Source organism: Paenibacillus sp. A3 (assembly GCF_001399685.1).
In the GTDB taxonomy this organism is placed as follows: Bacteria; Bacillota; Bacilli; order Paenibacillales; family NBRC-103111; genus Paenibacillus_G.
Genome location: NZ_JTHN01000182.1, coordinates 1 through 16,944, shown reverse-complemented (window position 1 = coordinate 16,944; position 16,944 = coordinate 1). Strand labels below are relative to the sequence as shown.

16 protein-coding genes and 1 pseudogene are annotated in these 16,944 nt (G+C 55.9%); 3 read left to right on the top strand and 14 right to left on the bottom strand.

Annotated elements, in window-relative coordinates:
* Position 1: 1 nt before the first annotated feature.
* The 4 genes from QJ48_RS25650 to QJ48_RS39395 all read right to left on the bottom strand — a co-directional run bounded on the left by QJ48_RS25650 (position 2) and on the right by QJ48_RS39395 (position 3,998).
* Positions 2-952, bottom strand: a complete 951-nt coding sequence (locus tag QJ48_RS25650) for a cation diffusion facilitator family transporter (RefSeq protein ID WP_054976246.1) — start codon at positions 950-952, stop codon at positions 2-4.
* Positions 953-1,048: 96 nt separating this feature from the next.
* On the bottom strand, positions 1,049-1,966 hold the full coding sequence (gene secF, locus QJ48_RS36260) for a protein translocase subunit SecF (protein ID WP_082420684.1): 918 nt from the start codon (positions 1,964-1,966) through the stop codon (positions 1,049-1,051).
* Positions 1,956-3,188, bottom strand: coding sequence for a protein translocase subunit SecD (gene secD / locus QJ48_RS36255; protein WP_082420683.1), 1,233 nt, complete (start codon positions 3,186-3,188; stop codon positions 1,956-1,958). Before secD ends, secF begins: the two co-directional genes overlap by 11 nt.
* 111 nt (positions 3,189-3,299) lie before the next feature.
* Entirely contained in the window at positions 3,300-3,998 is a 699-nt protein-coding gene (locus QJ48_RS39395) for a post-transcriptional regulator (protein WP_063858167.1), read from the bottom strand.
* Between the two features lie 182 nt (positions 3,999-4,180).
* Here QJ48_RS39395 and spoVB point away from each other — a divergent pair, with 182 nt between their 5' ends.
* The gene (spoVB, locus tag QJ48_RS25635; protein WP_054976245.1) at positions 4,181-5,746 is read left to right on the top strand and encodes a stage V sporulation protein B; all 1,566 of its coding nucleotides are present in this window, start codon (positions 4,181-4,183) and stop codon (positions 5,744-5,746) included.
* Positions 5,747-5,759: 13 nt separating this feature from the next.
* Here spoVB and QJ48_RS25630 read toward each other — a convergent pair whose 3' ends face one another.
* The gene (locus QJ48_RS25630) at positions 5,760-6,434 is read right to left on the bottom strand and encodes a DUF421 domain-containing protein (RefSeq protein WP_054976244.1); all 675 of its coding nucleotides are present in this window, start codon (positions 6,432-6,434) and stop codon (positions 5,760-5,762) included.
* Positions 6,435-6,610: 176 nt separating this feature from the next.
* On the opposite strand from QJ48_RS25630, the gene QJ48_RS25625 reads away from it, so the two are divergent.
* Entirely contained in the window at positions 6,611-6,973 is a 363-nt protein-coding gene (locus tag QJ48_RS25625; protein ID WP_237763064.1) for a TIGR04086 family membrane protein, read from the top strand.
* A gap of 139 nt (positions 6,974-7,112) precedes the next feature.
* Here QJ48_RS25625 and yajC read toward each other — a convergent pair whose 3' ends face one another.
* The 8 genes from yajC to QJ48_RS25585 form a co-directional block, all read right to left on the bottom strand.
* Positions 7,113-7,436, bottom strand: coding sequence for a preprotein translocase subunit YajC (gene yajC / locus QJ48_RS25620; protein ID WP_054976243.1), 324 nt, complete (start codon positions 7,434-7,436; stop codon positions 7,113-7,115).
* A gap of 96 nt (positions 7,437-7,532) precedes the next feature.
* A complete protein-coding gene (tgt, locus tag QJ48_RS25615) occupies positions 7,533-8,672 on the bottom strand; it encodes a tRNA guanosine(34) transglycosylase Tgt (protein ID WP_157261757.1) in 1,140 nt (379 codons plus the stop codon).
* Between the two features lie 33 nt (positions 8,673-8,705).
* The gene (gene queA / locus QJ48_RS25610; RefSeq protein WP_054976242.1) at positions 8,706-9,767 is read right to left on the bottom strand and encodes a tRNA preQ1(34) S-adenosylmethionine ribosyltransferase-isomerase QueA; all 1,062 of its coding nucleotides are present in this window, start codon (positions 9,765-9,767) and stop codon (positions 8,706-8,708) included.
* A gap of 61 nt (positions 9,768-9,828) precedes the next feature.
* Positions 9,829-11,961, bottom strand: a complete 2,133-nt coding sequence (locus QJ48_RS25605) for a SpoIID/LytB domain-containing protein (protein ID WP_237763063.1) — start codon at positions 11,959-11,961, stop codon at positions 9,829-9,831.
* 47 nt (positions 11,962-12,008) lie between these two features.
* A complete protein-coding gene (gene ruvB, locus QJ48_RS25600; RefSeq protein WP_010498666.1) occupies positions 12,009-13,013 on the bottom strand; it encodes a Holliday junction branch migration DNA helicase RuvB in 1,005 nt (334 codons plus the stop codon).
* 71 nt (positions 13,014-13,084) lie between these two features.
* A complete protein-coding gene (ruvA, locus tag QJ48_RS25595; RefSeq protein WP_054976241.1) occupies positions 13,085-13,726 on the bottom strand; it encodes a Holliday junction branch migration protein RuvA in 642 nt (213 codons plus the stop codon).
* Positions 13,723-14,226 carry a crossover junction endodeoxyribonuclease RuvC gene (ruvC, locus tag QJ48_RS25590; protein ID WP_054976240.1) on the bottom strand — a complete coding sequence of 168 codons (504 nt, stop codon included), beginning with the start codon at positions 14,224-14,226 and terminating at the stop codon, positions 13,723-13,725. The genes ruvA and ruvC overlap by 4 nt, the downstream gene beginning before the upstream one ends.
* 211 nt (positions 14,227-14,437) lie before the next feature.
* On the bottom strand, positions 14,438-15,139 hold the full coding sequence (locus QJ48_RS25585) for a BofC C-terminal domain-containing protein (protein WP_054976239.1): 702 nt from the start codon (positions 15,137-15,139) through the stop codon (positions 14,438-14,440).
* 135 nt (positions 15,140-15,274) lie between these two features.
* Here QJ48_RS25585 and lepB point away from each other — a divergent pair, with 135 nt between their 5' ends.
* A complete protein-coding gene (gene lepB / locus QJ48_RS25580; RefSeq protein ID WP_054976298.1) occupies positions 15,275-15,823 on the top strand; it encodes a signal peptidase I in 549 nt (182 codons plus the stop codon).
* A 51-nt stretch (positions 15,824-15,874) separates the two neighbouring features.
* On the opposite strand, the pseudogene QJ48_RS37685 reads toward lepB, so the two are convergent.
* Positions 15,875-16,944, bottom strand: a pseudogene (locus QJ48_RS37685) (hypothetical protein); the annotation flags it as partial.

Here is a 16,944-nt window from a genome sequence, read left to right as displayed (position 1 = left end):
CTTAATGAAGCACCGTGGGCATATCGTCAGGCTCCGAATCCGCACTCTTGTACGGATAACCTGCATCGTACGGATTGACGTGAACGAACACGTCGGAAACGTGCAGGAACCGTTTCATGAGCGTATGCTTGACGATTTTGGCAATATCATGCCCTTCCTGGATCGAGATACGCGGATTGACGCTGATTTTCACGTCGACAATGACATAATGACCATGTTCCCGCGCCCGCAGTTGATCCACGGCAATTACGCCTTTAATGCGCTGTACCGTTTCAAGCAAATCTGCCGCATCTTCTTGATGCAGTACATGATCCATCGTGCTGTGAACCGAATCCATCAATAAACGGTATCCCATTCGAAGCACCATGACCGCAACGACCAGACCCGCAATCGGGTCCAAGTAATACAGGTAAGCATTTCCGAAATAGGAACCGAGCATCGCGCCCCCGACCCCGACAAAAGCGGCAATCGAAGAATAAACGTCGGAGCGGTGCTCCCAAGCGTTAGCGATCAGGGCTTGACTAGCCAGCTTCTTCCCAAGCCGGAACTTGTATTGAAACATCGCTTCTTTGACAATGATGGACAAGATGAGCACCGTCAGCGCGAAGCCTTCCGGCGGTTCGTGCACGCCGCCATAGATCGATTTCGCTGCCGAAATGCCGATTTCCACGCCGACCACAAGCAGCAGTACCGATAAAACAATGGCCGCTATCGGCTCCGCCTTGCCGTGTCCGTACGGATGATCTTCGTCAGGGGGCCGCTTGGCCGCGCGGAGCCCGACCAGCACCGCAACCGAGCCTATGACATCCGACGCCGAATGGAACGCATCGGCCATTAATGCTTTACTGTTGGCCATATAGCCGGTTACGCCTTTCAGAAGGGCCAGGGCAAGATTTCCTGCTATGCCGATCCATGCGCCCGCTGCCGCTTGCTTGTAACGTTCCTCCGTCATGGGCCACTCCTCCATGAGATTGATAGAAAGGCCGCGGAAACTTGCCGTTTCGCGCGGCCGGCCGCAGATGAACCATGGCTTCGGTAAAAGCGGTTCTTACGCTTTCGCTGCAGAGCTCTTTTTCGAGCCGATCGATTTACTTTTCAGATCGTACCATAGCGGACCTGCAATAAAGATGGAAGAATAAGCGCCGCTGGTCAGACCGACGATCTTCGCAAGCGCGAAGAGCTGAATGGAAGGACTGCCGAGCACAAGCAAACAAACGGCGGCAATCAATACCGTAAGGACCGTATTGATATTCCTTGTCATCGTCTGCCAGATACTGTCGTTCAATAAGGACGCCAAATCGTCCGGCGTCTTCAGCTTGGCAAAGCGCAGATTTTCGCGAACCCGGTCAAAGACGACGATTTTATCGTTAATCGAATAACCGATCGTTGTAAGCACGGCAGCCATAAATGGCAAGTTCACTTCCAGCCGGAATATCGCGAACACGCTGATGACCAAAAAGGCGTCGTGCAGAATCGCAATAATCGAGGCAATCGCGAACCGCCACTCGAAGCGGATCGTGACATAGAGACAAATGGCCAAGCTGGCTACCCCGATCGCGATGAGCGCTTTATTGCGAAGCTCCAGCGCCATATCCGGCGTAACGGTATTGACTTCCTGCGATACGCCGTCGCCGTAGGTTGCCTTGAATTTTTCCTGAATCTGCTTCAGGGTTGCTTCGGGCAAGATGTCGTTAAATCTCATGGACAGGCGATTGTTGTTGTCCCCGCCAAGGGTCATCACACCGGCTTCGACGCCGACGCTTTTCAGCAGCTCTTCGGCTTTGGCCTTATCCATCGCTTGTCCGGCCGAGATGTCCATCGACGTACCCGCCCGGAATTCTACTCCGTAGTTCATACCGCTAACCGACAACACAACGGCGCCGACAATACAGATGAGAAGCGAAATGATATAGAATGTTTTGCGATGTTTGACAAAATCAAAAAGTATTTTAGTTTTAGAGTTCACGGATTTCCGACTCCTTTACGCCAAAGTAGACCGGCTTCTTGAACAAATTGCTTCGGATGAGCAGCAAGGTCAAAAACCGCGCAAAGAAGACGTTCGTGATCACACTAAGCACGATGCTGAGCATCGTCGTAAGCGCAAATCCGCGGATGGCTCCGTTACCGATGTAAAATAATACAAAGCCGGAAATGATGTTCGTAATATTGGCATCCATAATCGTTCTGAACGAATGCTTCGAACCCGCCTTCATCGAGGAAAGAATGCTCTTGCCGCTGCGGATTTCCTCTTTGATCCGCTCCGCGGTAATGATGTTCGCATCGACCGCCATCCCGATACCGAGAATAAACGCCGCGATCCCCGGGAGCGTCAGCGTCGCGTTAATCCAGTCGAAAACGACGAGCAGCAGCCAGGAGTAGGTGATGATCGAGATCGAGGCGACGAGGCCCGGCACCCGGTAAAAAATCAGCATGAAGAGCAGGATCAGCACGGAACCGACAAGGCCGGCTTTAACCGTTTCCTGCAGGGACAATTGGCCAAGCGTAGCGCCTACGCTCTGCGTATATTTCTCGGTAAGCTTCAACGGAAGCGCGCCGAGGTTGATCGTGTCTTTCAGCTTGTTAGCTTCGTCATACGTATAATTGCCTGAGATCGTTGCTTTGCCGTCGGTTAGCACCTGCTGTACGATCGGCGCGGACAGCTGGGTCTCGTCCAAATAAATGGCAAGCGGTTGACCAAGCAGCTTCTCCGTGACCTTGCGGAATTTCTCTTTATCCTTGACTTCGATCGAAATCATAGGACGGTTCTGTTGGTCGAAACCGACTTGGGCGGCGCCTTCTACGAAGTCGCTCCCCAGCATTTCCTTCGTGCCGTCCGGCCCGCGGAACGTGAGCTGCGCAGGCTCTTTGATGATCTTTCTAACTTCCTCTTCGTTCGACACCCCGGCCAGTTTCACACGAATCCGGTCGCTTCCCTCGGTTGTCACTTCCGGCTCTGCAATTCCGAGACTATCGGCCCGTTTCTCCAGACTGATCGCGGTTTGCTTGAGCGACTCGGGGGTGACCGGCTTCCCGGGCTCAATCGGCTCCACAACGTACAGAATCTCAAAGCCGCCTTTCAAATCAAGCCCCAGCTTCACTTGTTTGACAAGCTGCGGACTCGTCACTCCGATCGCAGCAAAGACGATCAGCACGATAGCGAAAAAAGCGACGATTCTTTTGATGTCCATAAAAGTCTCCTTCCATACTCAATATTCCTATTATACCTACGTGCGAAAAACGAGTCAATTTGCCTCTTTTTTCCTTTCTGTAAAGATGCGCGCAAAAAAGAAGCCCGGTCGCTAGCGATGGGCATCCTTGTATATGCTCATGGTCATCCAGTTCATGAACTGCGTCGCCTTCAAAGATAAAATATCGTTGACGATCCGGTGCAGCGGAGGAACGCCGGTCTTATGGTATTTGTCGCTGACGCACTCCCATATTTCCTCTCCTGTCACCTGCTCGTAACCGATCATGCGGAACTCCTCAGCTTTGCTCCGGCAAATCTCCTCGATCACCCGGCTGAGCTCCTCGTCATTCATAGGCTCTTCTTCCGGTTCGGGGTCCGGCTCCGATTCCATGTGCTTCATCCAAAGCTCCGGCAGATCGCCCGCTTCGGGTTCGCACTCCTCGTCGTATTCCTCAGCCACAGCTGAACCAATCTCCTGTTGAGGCTCATCCCGCTTCGGATCGACCGCTCCTTCTTCCTCAAGCGAATGCGAGGCTGGAATCTTCTCTTCCGCCAACGAATTCTGCGGGTGATCGCCGTTCTCCCTCTCCGAGTAAAAAAGTTCCATATAAGGGATCGGCTCCGTATGCGGCTTTTCGGCTGCAGCTTCCCCCGACCCGTCTTCTTCCGGATTCCGAGACTCAGAGCTGCCCGTATGCCCGGCTTCCGGCCCCGCTTCCGGAGCGGAGGCGGCGTCGTGCTCCAATCCCGCTTCCATGGCATCCGGACCCTTGCCGTCGCTGCGATCTTGTTTCCAACTGTCGTTTTCCATCTTGCAACCCTCCCGCGTGCGCAGCCTCGTTATTGTACCTATTCGCTGTACCCGAGCGTTTTCCTGCCGTTCGTGCCTGCGGCGCGCTCTAAAAATTGTTGCATGCTCTTGGACAGGTTGTGCATATCCATTAATAACGCACGGGAATACAAGCCCATCCAGGAAGAAAGAAGGTCGGTCCCTTGACAAAACAATCGTTTATCCAAGGAACGCTCATCCTCCTTGCAGCAGGCATTGTCAACCGCATCCTCGGCTTCATTCCCCGGATTACGCTTCCGCGGGTGATCGGTGCGGAAGGAATCGGCCTTTATCAAATGGGATGGCCGTTTCTCATCGTCATTCTTACGATCGTCACTGGAGGCATCCCGGTCGCTGTTGCCAAATTGATCGCGGCGGCTGAAGCCGAAGGCAACACGGCCCGGGTCCGCACGATCTTTCGGGTAGCGCTTGCGCTATCGACCGTCATCAGCTTGGTCTTCACGGCCGTCATCGTCCTCGGCGCCCGCTGGATTACCGACCATCTGTTCACGGACCCCCGGGTATACTACACGTTCCTGTGTATGACGCCGATCATCCCTCTCGTCGGCATATCGGCCGTATTCCGCGGGTATTTTCAAGGCCGGCAGGACATGATTCCGACGGCGCTGTCCCAAGTGGTCGAGACGCTTGTGCGCATCGTTACCGTGCTCGCCTTTGCATTCATGCTGCTGCCTTACGGCATCGAATTTGCCGCCGCGGGAGCGATGATCGGCGTCACGGTCGGCGAGTTGTGCGCCCTGCTCGTTCTGGTGCTGCTATACCGGCATAACCGGTCGCAGCGGCTGGCGCTTCACCGGGCAAAGACCGGAGCTCGACGGTCGCTCAACCGCTTCGAGAGCCTGAAAAGTCTTCTGGAGTTGGCCGTTCCCGTCACCGGAAGCAAGCTGGTCGGCTCCGGTTCGTATTTTCTCGAATCGATTCTGATTATTCAAAGCCTCGCTGTCGCAGGCGTGGCAACCGGTGTGGCGACGGCGCAGTACGGAGCATTGCAAGGCATGATTATTCCGGTGCTGATGCTCCCTAGCGCCCTTACTTTTTCCCTCGCGGTCTCGCTTATCCCATCCTTATCCGAGGCGGCGGCCAAGAACGACATGAAAACGATCCATATGCGGCTGCACCAATCGTTGAAGCTTGCCTTGGTGACGGGCGCCCCCTTTGCCGTATTGATGTATGTGCTGGCAGAGCCAATTTGCCAGTATATGTACGGGCAGCCCGGGGTCGGGGCCATGCTTCGGATGATGGCGCCCGCAGCGCTTTTCATTTATTTTCAGGCGCCGCTGCAATCGACTCTCCAAGCGCTCGAAAGACCCGGAAGCGCATTGATCAATACGCTCGTCGGGTCCATCGTTAAGTTGACGCTGATTTATTTTTTGGCCAGCCGTCCGGAATTCGGCATCTTGGGTGCGGTTGTCGCCATCAGCGTGAATATCATGCTCGTTACCCTGCTGCATTGGAACAGCGTCGTGCGCTTGCTTCAATTTCGCATGCAAACCGGGGATTTCCTGAAAGTCGGAATAAGTATGGCGGTCGCCGGCTTCGCCAGCTATGTCGTGATGTATACGCCTTGGATTGCCAGCGGCTTTACGCGTTTTTCCTTTTCCTGCCTGACGGGGGTAGTCATTTATCTGCTGATCGCCATGCTGCTTAAACTCATTAACCGCGACGACGTTTTCCGCATTTTATGGCTTGGCAAACGGTTTGTGAAATAACGCAGGCGCCAGCTCATCTTTTTTTGTCGATAAACCAGCGGCCCCGATGATCGATGGAACAAAAAAATACGTCCTTGAAATCTTTGACTCCCTTATCCTGAAGCTGGCTCTTGAGCCAAAACCGGGTTTGGCCAAGCTTGGTCAAGTTTTCGTCCTGTACTTTACCGTCCATAATCAGCGGCAAAGGAAGTCCTTCGTAACGAAACGACGCCGGCTCTTCGGGAGATCGTTCCGCCTCTTGATTCTTTTCGACCACGGTCAGCTTACCGGACGATTCGAGAAGGGCGAATTCCACATCCGCAAGGTTTGTCACTTTGTTCTCTCTCAATTGCAGCAGCAGATCGTCCAAATTGTAAAGTTGACGCTTCATTTCCTTCTGATTCAGCTTGCCGTTCTGAATAATGGGGGAAGGCTTGCCTTCGAACAAGCGGCGCAGCTTCTCGTTTTTCAACGAAACAAAAGCAATGGTCAATTGAATTACGACCAGCGTTGCCATGGGAAGGATGCCTTCAAGTAAAGGCTTCTTCATATCCTCCAGCACGAACACGGCAATTTCCGCGATCATGATGGAAATGACAAGATCAAAGACGGACAGCTTGCCAATCTCCCTTTTTCCCATAATGCGCAGGGTAAAAAATACGATCACATAGATCAGGATGGTGCGAAAAAAAAGCGGCAGTAGATCCATGGACTCGGCCTCCCCGAATGCAGTTCAATGGCTATTGTAGCCCCGGGGAACGATTGTCATGCGGGTGAATTGCTGGTAACAAATCGATGGTTCCGCAGCCGAAGTAGCTGTACTATTTCGGTGTACATGCCCATACAATGGAAAATAGAATGGCTTGGAACAGGAGGTCAAGAGGGATGATGAAAAGTTCGCCCTTATTTGCCGGATTAGTATATGCCGTAGCATTCATGCTTGCCGGGACGCTTCTCGCTTCGCTTGTACTGCTCGGAACAAATATTCCGGAAAAATCTTGGCTGGGCGCGACGCTGTTTATTCATGGAGTCGCCATGCTGGTGGGGGGTGCGGTGTCGGGCAAGCGCAGCGGCAGCAAAGGCTGGTACCACGGAGGAATGTTGGGGGGAATGTATACTTTAGTCGTATGGATCATCGGGTTTCTGGCTTATGATGCAGGTTTTTCCAAGGAGATGCTGGGGCTTGCTGTTGTAGCTTTGCTGGCCGGGGCGCTAGGCGGGATGATCGGCATCAATTTGAAGAAATGAACCGGACCGCCTATCCAATCGAACACAGCTCCCTCCGTACGGAACGGAAACAAAAAAGCGAGATCTCTTGAACCCGCCGGAATCCGGATGGTGCGAGACCTCGCTTGTTTGCGTTTGCAGCGAAGCGTTAGGGGATGAATTACTTTCCTTCGGAAGCTGCCCCCGAAGACGTTACCGTATTAATCGCCGAACGTTCGAAGGTCAGCTTCGTGACGTCGTTCACTCTCAGGACGACCGTATCGTCCGTAAGCTCCAGGATCGTGCCGTGCAGGCCCCCGATCGTAACGATCTTATCCCCTTTTTTCAAGTTGCTCAGCATCATGTTGCGAGTCTTTTGACGTTTTTGCTGAGGGCGGATAAGCAAGAAATAAAGCACGACGAACATCAGGACGAGCGGGCCGTAAGTCACGAGATAACCCTCGATCCCCGGAGCCGCCGCCGTTTCATTTGCCGCTAACCACATTTGTCTGATTCCCCCCTTTCTACAGACTTTCTCTATGTATACCCATTGGTAAGTCCGGCGAACCCCAAGCGGCTGCGCTCAAGATTCACCGGTCTTTTAGAACCCTTTGCTGTTCTCGTCGATGCCGTATTTCGCGAAAAATTCGTCGCGGAAGTCAAGCAGTCGGTCTTCCCGGATCGCTTGACGCACCCCGCGCATCAGCTCCAGCAGGAAATGAAGGTTATGGTATGTCGTCAGCCGGATGCCGAATGTTTCGTCGGCTTTGATCAGATGGCGGATGTAAGCCCGCGAATAGTGACGGCATGTATAGCAGGAGCACTCCGGATCAAGCGGACCGAAGTCTTCGGCAAACTTCGCATTGCGGACAACCAGCCGGCCTTCGCTCGTCATGACGGTGCCGTTGCGGGCAATACGCGTCGGCAGCACGCAGTCGAACATGTCAATGCCGCGGATCGATCCTTCTACCAAGGCGTCGGGCGACCCTACCCCCATCAGATAGCGCGGCTTATGGGCAGGCAGATAAGGAACGGTGTAGTCGAGCACCTCATACATTAGATGTTTCGGCTCGCCTACGCTGAGTCCCCCAATAGCATACCCCGGGAAATCCATGGAAGTCAACTCAAGCGCGCTCTGCTTGCGCAAATCCTCGTACATGCCGCCTTGGACGATCGCGAATAACGCCTGATCGTTCGGCCGGGCATGGGCTTTCAGACACCGTTCCGCCCAGCGGGTCGTCCGTTCGAGCGATTGCTTGGCGTAGCTGTGCTCCGCCGGATAAGGCGGGCATTCGTCGAAGGCCATCATAATATCCGAACCGAGCGCATTTTGAATCTCGATCGATTTCTCCGGCGAAATAAACAGCTTGTCCCCGTTCAAATGGGAGCGGAACTGCACGCCTTCCTCGCTGATTTTGCGCATCTCGCTCAAGCTGAACACTTGAAAGCCCCCGCTGTCCGTCAGAATCGGACGATCCCAGTTCATGAAGCGGTGCAGTCCTCCCGCCTTCTTCACAGTCTCATGGCCGGGACGGAGGAATAAATGATACGTATTGCTCAAAATAATATGCGCATCCATCTGCTTCAGCTCTTCGGGGCTCATCGTCTTCACGGTAGCCTGGGTGCCGACGGGCATAAAAGCCGGTGTTTCGATCACCCCGTGAGGCGTATGCACCCGACCCAGCCTCGCGCCGGATTGCTTGCAGGTCTTGATGTGCTCATAGGTAACGGCCAATCCAATCACTTCTTTCTCTTCCGGTCAATTTTTCCTTATTTAATGAATGAACATCGCGTCGCCGAAGCTGAAAAAGCGGTACTCCCGCTCGACGGCTTCGCGGTAAGCGGCAAGCACGTTCTCCCGCCCTGCGAGCGCGCTGATCAGCATAAGCAGCGTCGATTTGGGCAGATGGAAGTTGGTTAGCAGCGCATCGACGATGCGGAACCGGTAGCCCGGATAAATGAAAATTCCGGTCCAGCCGCTCCCCGCTTGCAGCATGCCATCTTCACCCGCTGCCGTTTCCAGCGTCCGGGCCGAAGTCGTCCCTACAGCAACCACCCGTCCGCCTTTTCGCTTGACGGCATTGACAAGATCTGCGGTTTCTGCGGGTACTTCGTAATACTCTTCGTGCATCTCGTGCTGTTCGACGGTCTCAGCCCCGACGGGACGGAACGTTCCTAGTCCAACATGCAGCGTAACATACGCTAATTGTATCCCTTTTTGTTCCAGCCGATTCAAATATTCCTGCGTGAAATGAAGCCCCGCCGTAGGCGCCGCGGCCGAGCCTTGGTGCTTCGCATACACCGTCTGGTACCGCTCGCGCTCCGGCAGCTGCTCTTTAATATACGGCGGCAGCGGCATATGTCCCAAGCGGTCGAGCAGCTCGTTAAAAATGCCTTCGTAGCTGAAGCGCAGCACCCGGCTGCCCATGTCGCCTTCGGATTCGACGGTTGCGACAAGCAGCGGCGGCTCCGCATCTGCGTCCGCTTCGGACGGAGCACCGCCCCCAAAATGCAGCACGGTCCCGGTCTTCAGACGCTTTGCCGGACGGACGAGCGCTTCCCAGCGGTCCCCTTCAAGCTGTTTGAGCAGCAGCACTTCGGCTTTGGCACCGGTGTCCGCTTTCACTCCGAACAGCCTCGCCGGAATGACCCGCGTATCGTTTAGCACGAGTACGTCTCCCGCCTCAAGATACCGTTCCAATTGTTCAAACTGATGGTGACCGATTTCCCCCGTTCGTTTATCCAGCGTGAGCAGGCGCGAGGCCGTCCGGTCCGGAAGCGGCGTCTGCGCAATGAGCGATTCGGGTAAATGGTAGTCGAACAAGTCCACTTGCATGATACGTTTCATCCTTCTGTAGGTTTCATATTTAGTTCAACTTTTTTATGCTTTGCAGCGCTCAAGGAGCGGCTTTCTGAATCGAGACGCCCGTGTAATACGTCAGCAAAATTTTCTGGTAATCGTAACCAAGCTCGGCATAGCCTTTGGCACCCCACTGAGACATCCCCAGCCCGTGGCCGTAGCCGGTGCCTTTGAAAATAAACTGCGTGTCCCGAGTAGCTAGCCGCACTTTGCCTTGCGCATTCATCATAAAGAGCTGATTATCGGTTTGTTTTCCCTTTCCGCCGCTGCCTGCAACAACGACGGGCTGAGAGGCCGAGGTCTGGCTTCCCGTCGCCCCCCCTGCTCCCAATATAGTATAGCGTCCCGTTTCTTCAATATCAAACCGGGTGCTGGGCAAGCCGCCGAGCATCGTGCGGAGCGAATCCGGATAAGCGGCTTTGAGCGGCTGTCCGTTCGCCGTCACTTCCATCGCGCGGCCGGACGCTCCTCTTTTCGATACTTCAAGCCGGTTTAACGCCCCGCCGGTATAAGACGCGCCAAGTTTTTCTTTTAATTTCGCCGCATCGTAGGGCCCGCGGACCCAGGAGTAAGCGTTCGATTCGATCTCTTGATCGATCACGACGAATCGGTCCCCGATGTCCACCTTGAACGCAGTCGGGTTAGTCGCATTGTCTACGTAGGGGGCCGGCCGGACGCTCACGCCGGTTGCCGTCGACTCGTAATAAGGCAAGCCGGCCGGATTTTTTTGCCCCGTCGCCCTTGCGTAGTCCGAGTGAATGTAACCGGTATTACCATTCGGCAGAACGATCCGGTACCACGCTTTCTTGCCTGCCTGAGCTCCTTCGTCCGGGGATTTCTGGCTCTTCAAGTACGCCACTTCGTTGCCCCACACTTCCGTCGGAGCTGCGGTCATCCCCCCTGCATTGGAGTAAAACAGCGGATTGATCAACCCGTTCTTATCTACGATCACTTCGCCTTGCGTCGCTTGCACCGCTTGCTGCGCGGCGGCGAACTCTCCCGCCACTCCTTTATACGCTTGATCCGTGGTCGTGTCGGTGACGTGGGCGATCTGGTATTTGACGCCCTGCTTGAGCGCAAACGTGCGCGCGGCGACAGACTGCGCCTTCAGGGCTTCCAAAGGCCATTCTTTACTCATCTCGGAGCCGAGGACCGAAACGAGATACTGCTCAAAAGGCAGCTCGTTGACGACGGCCAGCTTGCCGTTGAGCCGGGACAGCTCAATCCCCCCGCGATAGGCGCGCTCGGACCGCTCGCGAACGGTGACGCCGCCCTGCGCATCCGACGCCGCAGCCCACAGCTTTGCTCCGCCGCTGAAGGCGAAGGCCGCCAGCGGTCCGCCGGCTCTTTCGCCGCCCATGTCAAGCTCGCTGCGCTTCAGCACGTAGCTTTGTGCAGCATCCACCGGCGTAAGCGCCACGGTCGGCAGCGCGGCTGCAATCTGCGCCTTCAGCGCCTGCAGCGCCGCGTTGTCCGCAGCTTCGCCGACGAATACGGCGTAGCCGGCTTCGGTCAGCGCCACGTCGGCGTCGAAGCCCGACTGCGACAGCGCTACCGCTTGCGCATTCGCCTCCGCTTCACCGGCGAAGCTGCCCGCGCTCCAGCGCAGCGGCCCGCTGACGGTAGCGCCAGACTGGCCTGCGGCGGCCGACGCTGCCGCTTCCTTCGTGGCGAACGGGCCCACATAGGCCCGATACGCCGACTGCCCGCGCTTCACGCGCTGTACTACGCCTGCAGCGGTCCCTCCAGTCGTGAGCTTCTGCGCCTGCGAACGCGCGGCCGTAACGTCGCCCGTCTCGGGCAGCTGCGCGTAATAGCCGTCCGCATAAACGCGAACCGGCGTTTTTGCCGCCGCTTGATGGACGGACTTCACTCCGGCTGCCCCGCGCAAGCCGAGCTGCAGGCCGGTGTCTGCCGACAGCGTCACTGCGGCGGCCGGAGTAACATATTTGCCTGTATCGATAAATAAAGCGACACGAATATTGTCTAGCTTCGGCACCGATACCGCGGCATAAGCAGCAGGTATCATGTCTCCTTCCGGTCCCGCCAAGCCGATGGCTGCCGCAAGCAGCAGCGCTGCCGGCATCTTCATTCCTGATCTTAAGCGACGCGCCGCCCGCCCCATGGGAGCTTGTCCCATCCGGTCGAGCGGCCGTTTCGTTTCATGCATAAACCGCCGATTCCCCTCTCTTGACGGAACCGCCGATCCCCTTCCGCTTAAGAGCGGCTTGGCATCGGCAGCCCGAGATGTTTGCACGCGCTCGGCGTTACCATCCGTCCCCGCGGCGTCCGCTGCAAAAATCCGATTTGCAGCAAATACGGCTCGTAGACGTCTTCAATAGTCTGACTTTCCTCTCCGATCGATGCGGCAATCGTATCAAGCCCGACCGGACCGCCCTGAAAGCTCAAAATGATGGCCCGCAGCATCTTATGATCGATCTCGTCGAGTCCGAGCGGATCGACTTGAATGCTCGATAGCGCCGCCTGCGTAATGTCGAGCGTAATGATGCCGTCGCCCTTCACCTGGGCAAAGTCGCGCACCCGCTTGAGCAGCCGGTTTGCGATCCGCGGCGTCCCGCGCGAGCGCATCCCGATTTCCCGGGACGCTTCGCCTACGATCTGCACCTGCAGCAGATCGGCGGTGCGGCTGACGATATAAGACAGCTCGTCGACCGTGTAATACTCCAGCCGGCTGACGACGCCGAACCGGTCGCGAAGCGGCGCCGAAAGCAGCCCGACGCGCGTTGTCGCGCCCACCAGCGTAAACGGCGGCAGGTCGAGCCTCACCGAACGGGCGCTCGGCCCTTTGCCGATGATGATATCGAGAGCGTAATCTTCCATCGCCGGATACAGCACCTCTTCTACCGTTCGGTGAAGCCGGTGAATCTCGTCGATGAAGAGCACGTCATTTTCCTGCAGGTTGGTCAAGATGGCCGCGAGATCGCCCGGCCGTTCGATCGCCGGTCCCGAGGTCGTGCGCAGATTGACGCCGAGCTCGTTAGCGATAATATTCGAAAGCGTCGTCTTGCCAAGGCCCGGCGGTCCGTACAGCAGCACGTGATCCAGCGCTTCCTTGCGCATTTTGGCCGCTTCGATATATATTTTCAAATTTTCCTTCGCCTGGGCCTGACCGATATATTCAGCCAAATACCGCGGACGAAGGCTGAACTCCATCCCTTGATCCTCCATCATCAGATGCGCCGAGATGATGCGGTCTTCCATGTTGTGCCTCTCCTTCCTGTCGGCTGTCCGCCAAGACGGACGCCGCCTGCCGCGTCAAGCTTCCACACGGCTTATTTCATCAGCGACTGCTGGAACAGCGCCTGCAGCGCAAGCTTCGTTACCGCGTCGGCCGTCTCGTCGCCCTTCAGCTTCGGCTTGACGGTTTGCCCCGCCCGGTCCGCCTCGGCTTCGGTATAGCCTAGCGCAAGCAGCGCCGCTTTCGCCTCGGCCCAAGCGCCGCTTGCCGCCGGCCCTGCCGCGGCAATTTCCGGCAAGCCAAAGCCGAAACCGTCCGCCTCTGCCGAAGTCCATGCGCCCAGCTTATCTTTCAGATCGAGCACCATGCGCTGCGCCGTCTTTTTCCCGATGCCCGGCAGCTTGGTCAAGAACGAAAGATTCTCCTGACTGATGGCCGCCGCGATCACTTCGGGGCGGCCTCCCGCCAGTACGCCGATGGCTACCTTCGGCCCGATGCCGTTCACATCGAGCAGCAGCCGGAACAACGACTGCTCTTCTCTGGATAAAAATCCGAACAGCAGATGAGCGTCTTCCCGTACATGGTAGTGAATGTACATTGTCACTTCCGAGCCGTCCTTACCGGCTCCAACCGCATACGGATTGGCGCAAAATACGCGGTAGCCGACGCCGTGCACGTCCAGCACCACATATTCCGTTTCGCGGTGCGCCACCGTCCCTCTTAAAAAGTCGATCATCGCTTATAAACTCCGTTCAATTTTTGTTGTAATCCCGAAGAATGGGCGTGACATATGGCTACTGCCAACGCATCCGCCACATCATCGGGCTTCGGTACGGCAGATAAATGCAGAAACATTTTAACCATTTCCTGGACCTGCTTCTTCTCCGCTTTCCCGTAGCCGACAATCGCCTGCTTCACCTGCAGAGGGGTATATTCGGCAATCGGCAGCCCTTGCTGGACCGCCGCCAGCATCAGTACGCCGCGGGCTTGCCCGACGGTCAGCGCCGTCGTGACGTTCCGGTTAAAGAACAGCTTTTCGATCGCGACCGCATCGGGCTTATATTTCTCGATAAGCTGCACCGTCGCTTCGTATACTTGTTTTAGCCGCAGGGCATCTTCCGTACCGGCTTTCGTCTGGATCGATCCGTATTGAACGGGAACCAGCTTATGACCTTGTTTATCGATAAACCCGAAGCCGACGATAGCGATCCCCGGGTCAATGCCTAAAATCCGCAAGACGCGCACTCCCCCATTCGCTTTCCCATATGCGGCCCTCGGACCGCAAGAAGCGAACATATGTATTCACCTGCCATTATAGCAGATTATCCCTTCCATGAACACGGCAAAAAGTCCGCCCGGCCTCCAATGGCGCAGCGGACTTCGTAGCATTTCGTTATAGGACAGGGGGCTTGTCTGATTCGGTCCCGTAGGATTGAACGCCTCTCCTCTAAGGGGATGGCGCCACTTGCATCGCTTTCTCCGTTTCTTCTATCGCATAATCGCTCAGGGTCGAGAGCACGCTGTTATAATCGGCCAAATCCCTTATCCGAACCCCCTGATAAAGCTGCTTAACCGTCTCCCGGGGCAAGCTGCTTTCCAAATGCCGGATGTTCAGTTGAAAAAACGTTCGCAGCACGTTTTGTCCCGCCCCCGGCACCCCTTCGAACAACGACAAGTTGCCTTTGGCGTCCAGTCCGAAATAAGCGTTGTTTTTGCACTGCGGGGACAAGTCGTCCACCTTCTCGATGAAATAAACCCGGTTTGCATTCCCAAGACTAACGGTCATCGACGGATGAGCTTTGTGGTAGGCCAAAATATCGGCTGCGTTCATGATGCCGATCCGCTGCAGCTCTTCGCCGCAAACATACGATTTTTTTACAAAAGCATCCCTTTGCCCGCTCAAATCTTTTACCATCGCACGTACTTCTTCCTCCGGCTGCACATAGGCTTCGACGGTGCGACTGAAGACGGACTGTTCCTGACCCTGCCGGCCGCTTTTGTCATATAGCGAGCCGCGCAGCATCCACGCACCCGCAGCGAACAAGCCGGCTGCAAGCAAAACGACAGCCAGATTCAGCCAACGGCGTTTCAGACGCAGCTTTTTTTTCAATTGCTTCTTTAACTGATTCCAAAAGCCGAGCAACATCATGGCGATCCCCTTCTGTCCGTGGTGTTTTGAAATACCTAAAGCCTTTTTACTATTTTTCCCATGGGGATCGACGTTTATACTTTTTCCATGTATACTATGTTGCATACGAACAGCGGGAAGGAAAGGCGGTTGTTTATGCATCCTCTAATCAAAGAAATTTGGGCGTGGGTTCGTTCCATCGCAGCCGCTTTCGCACTGACGCTTGTGATCGGCATCTTCGTGTTTCAACCGACCAATGTGCTGGGCCATTCGATGGACCCTACGCTGCACAACGAACAGCGCATCTATGTATCCAAGCTGTCGCATACGTTCCGCTATGCGCCGAAGTACGGAGATATCGTCATTATCGACAGCAGGGTGGAACGGGAACGCACGCTCAAGGACGATGTGCTGGAACACCCTTTGCTGATGTTCATTCGCGGGAGCGACGACCCGAATATGTACGTCAAACGGGTCATCGGCAAGCCCGGGGATGTCCTGGAGCTCAAAAACGGTAAAGTATACCGTAACGGGGATCCGCTTGAGGAACCGTACTTGAACGAGCCGATGCAGGTTCTCGGCGAACACATATGGACGATCCCCGAAGGCCATATCTTCGTTATGGGAGATAACCGAAATCACAGTAAAGACAGCCGGGAAATCGGGTTTATTCCGCTGGACCACGTGTTGGGCATCAAGATGTGACTCGATCATAAAAAAACAGCCGGAGGCTCGGGCTTCCGGCTGTTTTTTTATTTAGTTCCCCAGCCAAGGCAAGGGTTTTCTCGGTTTAGCCGAGCGGGTCGTCTGCCGGCGATTGCGCTCAATCAAGCTGCTGATCGCGGCACGCGCCGAGCTTTGCTTCTTTTTCCGTTTCGGGGGGCGAACCGATTTAGGTTCCGATTGGGTATCGACTTGCGAAATGACCGCCTTTTCGGAACGAGCGTTCTCTCCCGATTCCCCCTCGCCTTCTCTCCCCTTATCGTCTACCGGGGGCTGCCCCCAAAGATAGGGGCTTCCGTACGGAGATACCGCAGACCTTACATAGCCCGGATACGACGGAAACCCCGGGTATCCATGGAACGGAACGGCCGGTTCACAGAATATAGGCCCCGGACCGGCAAACGGCATGAGCGGGTATTCGTCCATCGGGTGGCCATAGGGCTGGAACGGACCGGGGATATTCGGCAGCGGCAGAGGCGGCTCGAGCGAAATCGGCGCTGTTTGGGACCATTGGGGCATAAAAGAAGCCTGCTCAGGCATTTGTGCAAAAGAAGGCGATTCCGGTGGCAGCGCGTACGGCAAATCCGCTAGCCCTCCTCCGCAGCCGCAGCCGCTTTTAATAACCGGCGGGTGACCGGTCGATAAAGACGGGTATGCCGGAGGCGCTGCCGAGGCCGTAAAAAATGGCATCGTCCCTGTGCCGGGCATTTGCGGAATCGGTGGAAGCTCCGGTTCCTTGCCTTTACCGTAGGGCTGCGGCGGCTGTTGAGCCATCGCTGCGACAGCGGGAACATTGTATTGCTGGAACAAAGACGCGGAAGGCTGCTGCGGTTGATATCCAGGTTGAAACGGTTGATACCCGGGCTGCGGCTGAGCTGCTTGATACGGATTTAGAGCAGGCTCGCTCGGCTTTCCTTTCTGCGCCGCCTGGAACGGCTGCGGTGCCCCGTACGGCTGCGGCTTTTGCGCTGCGCTAAATGGCTGCGGCATCGGCTCCGGCTTGCCTTTCTGTGCCGCTTGGAACGGCTGTGGAGCATCATACGGCTGCGGCTTTTGCGCTGCGCTAAACGGCTGTGCCGTTGGTTCCGGCTTGCCTTTCTGCG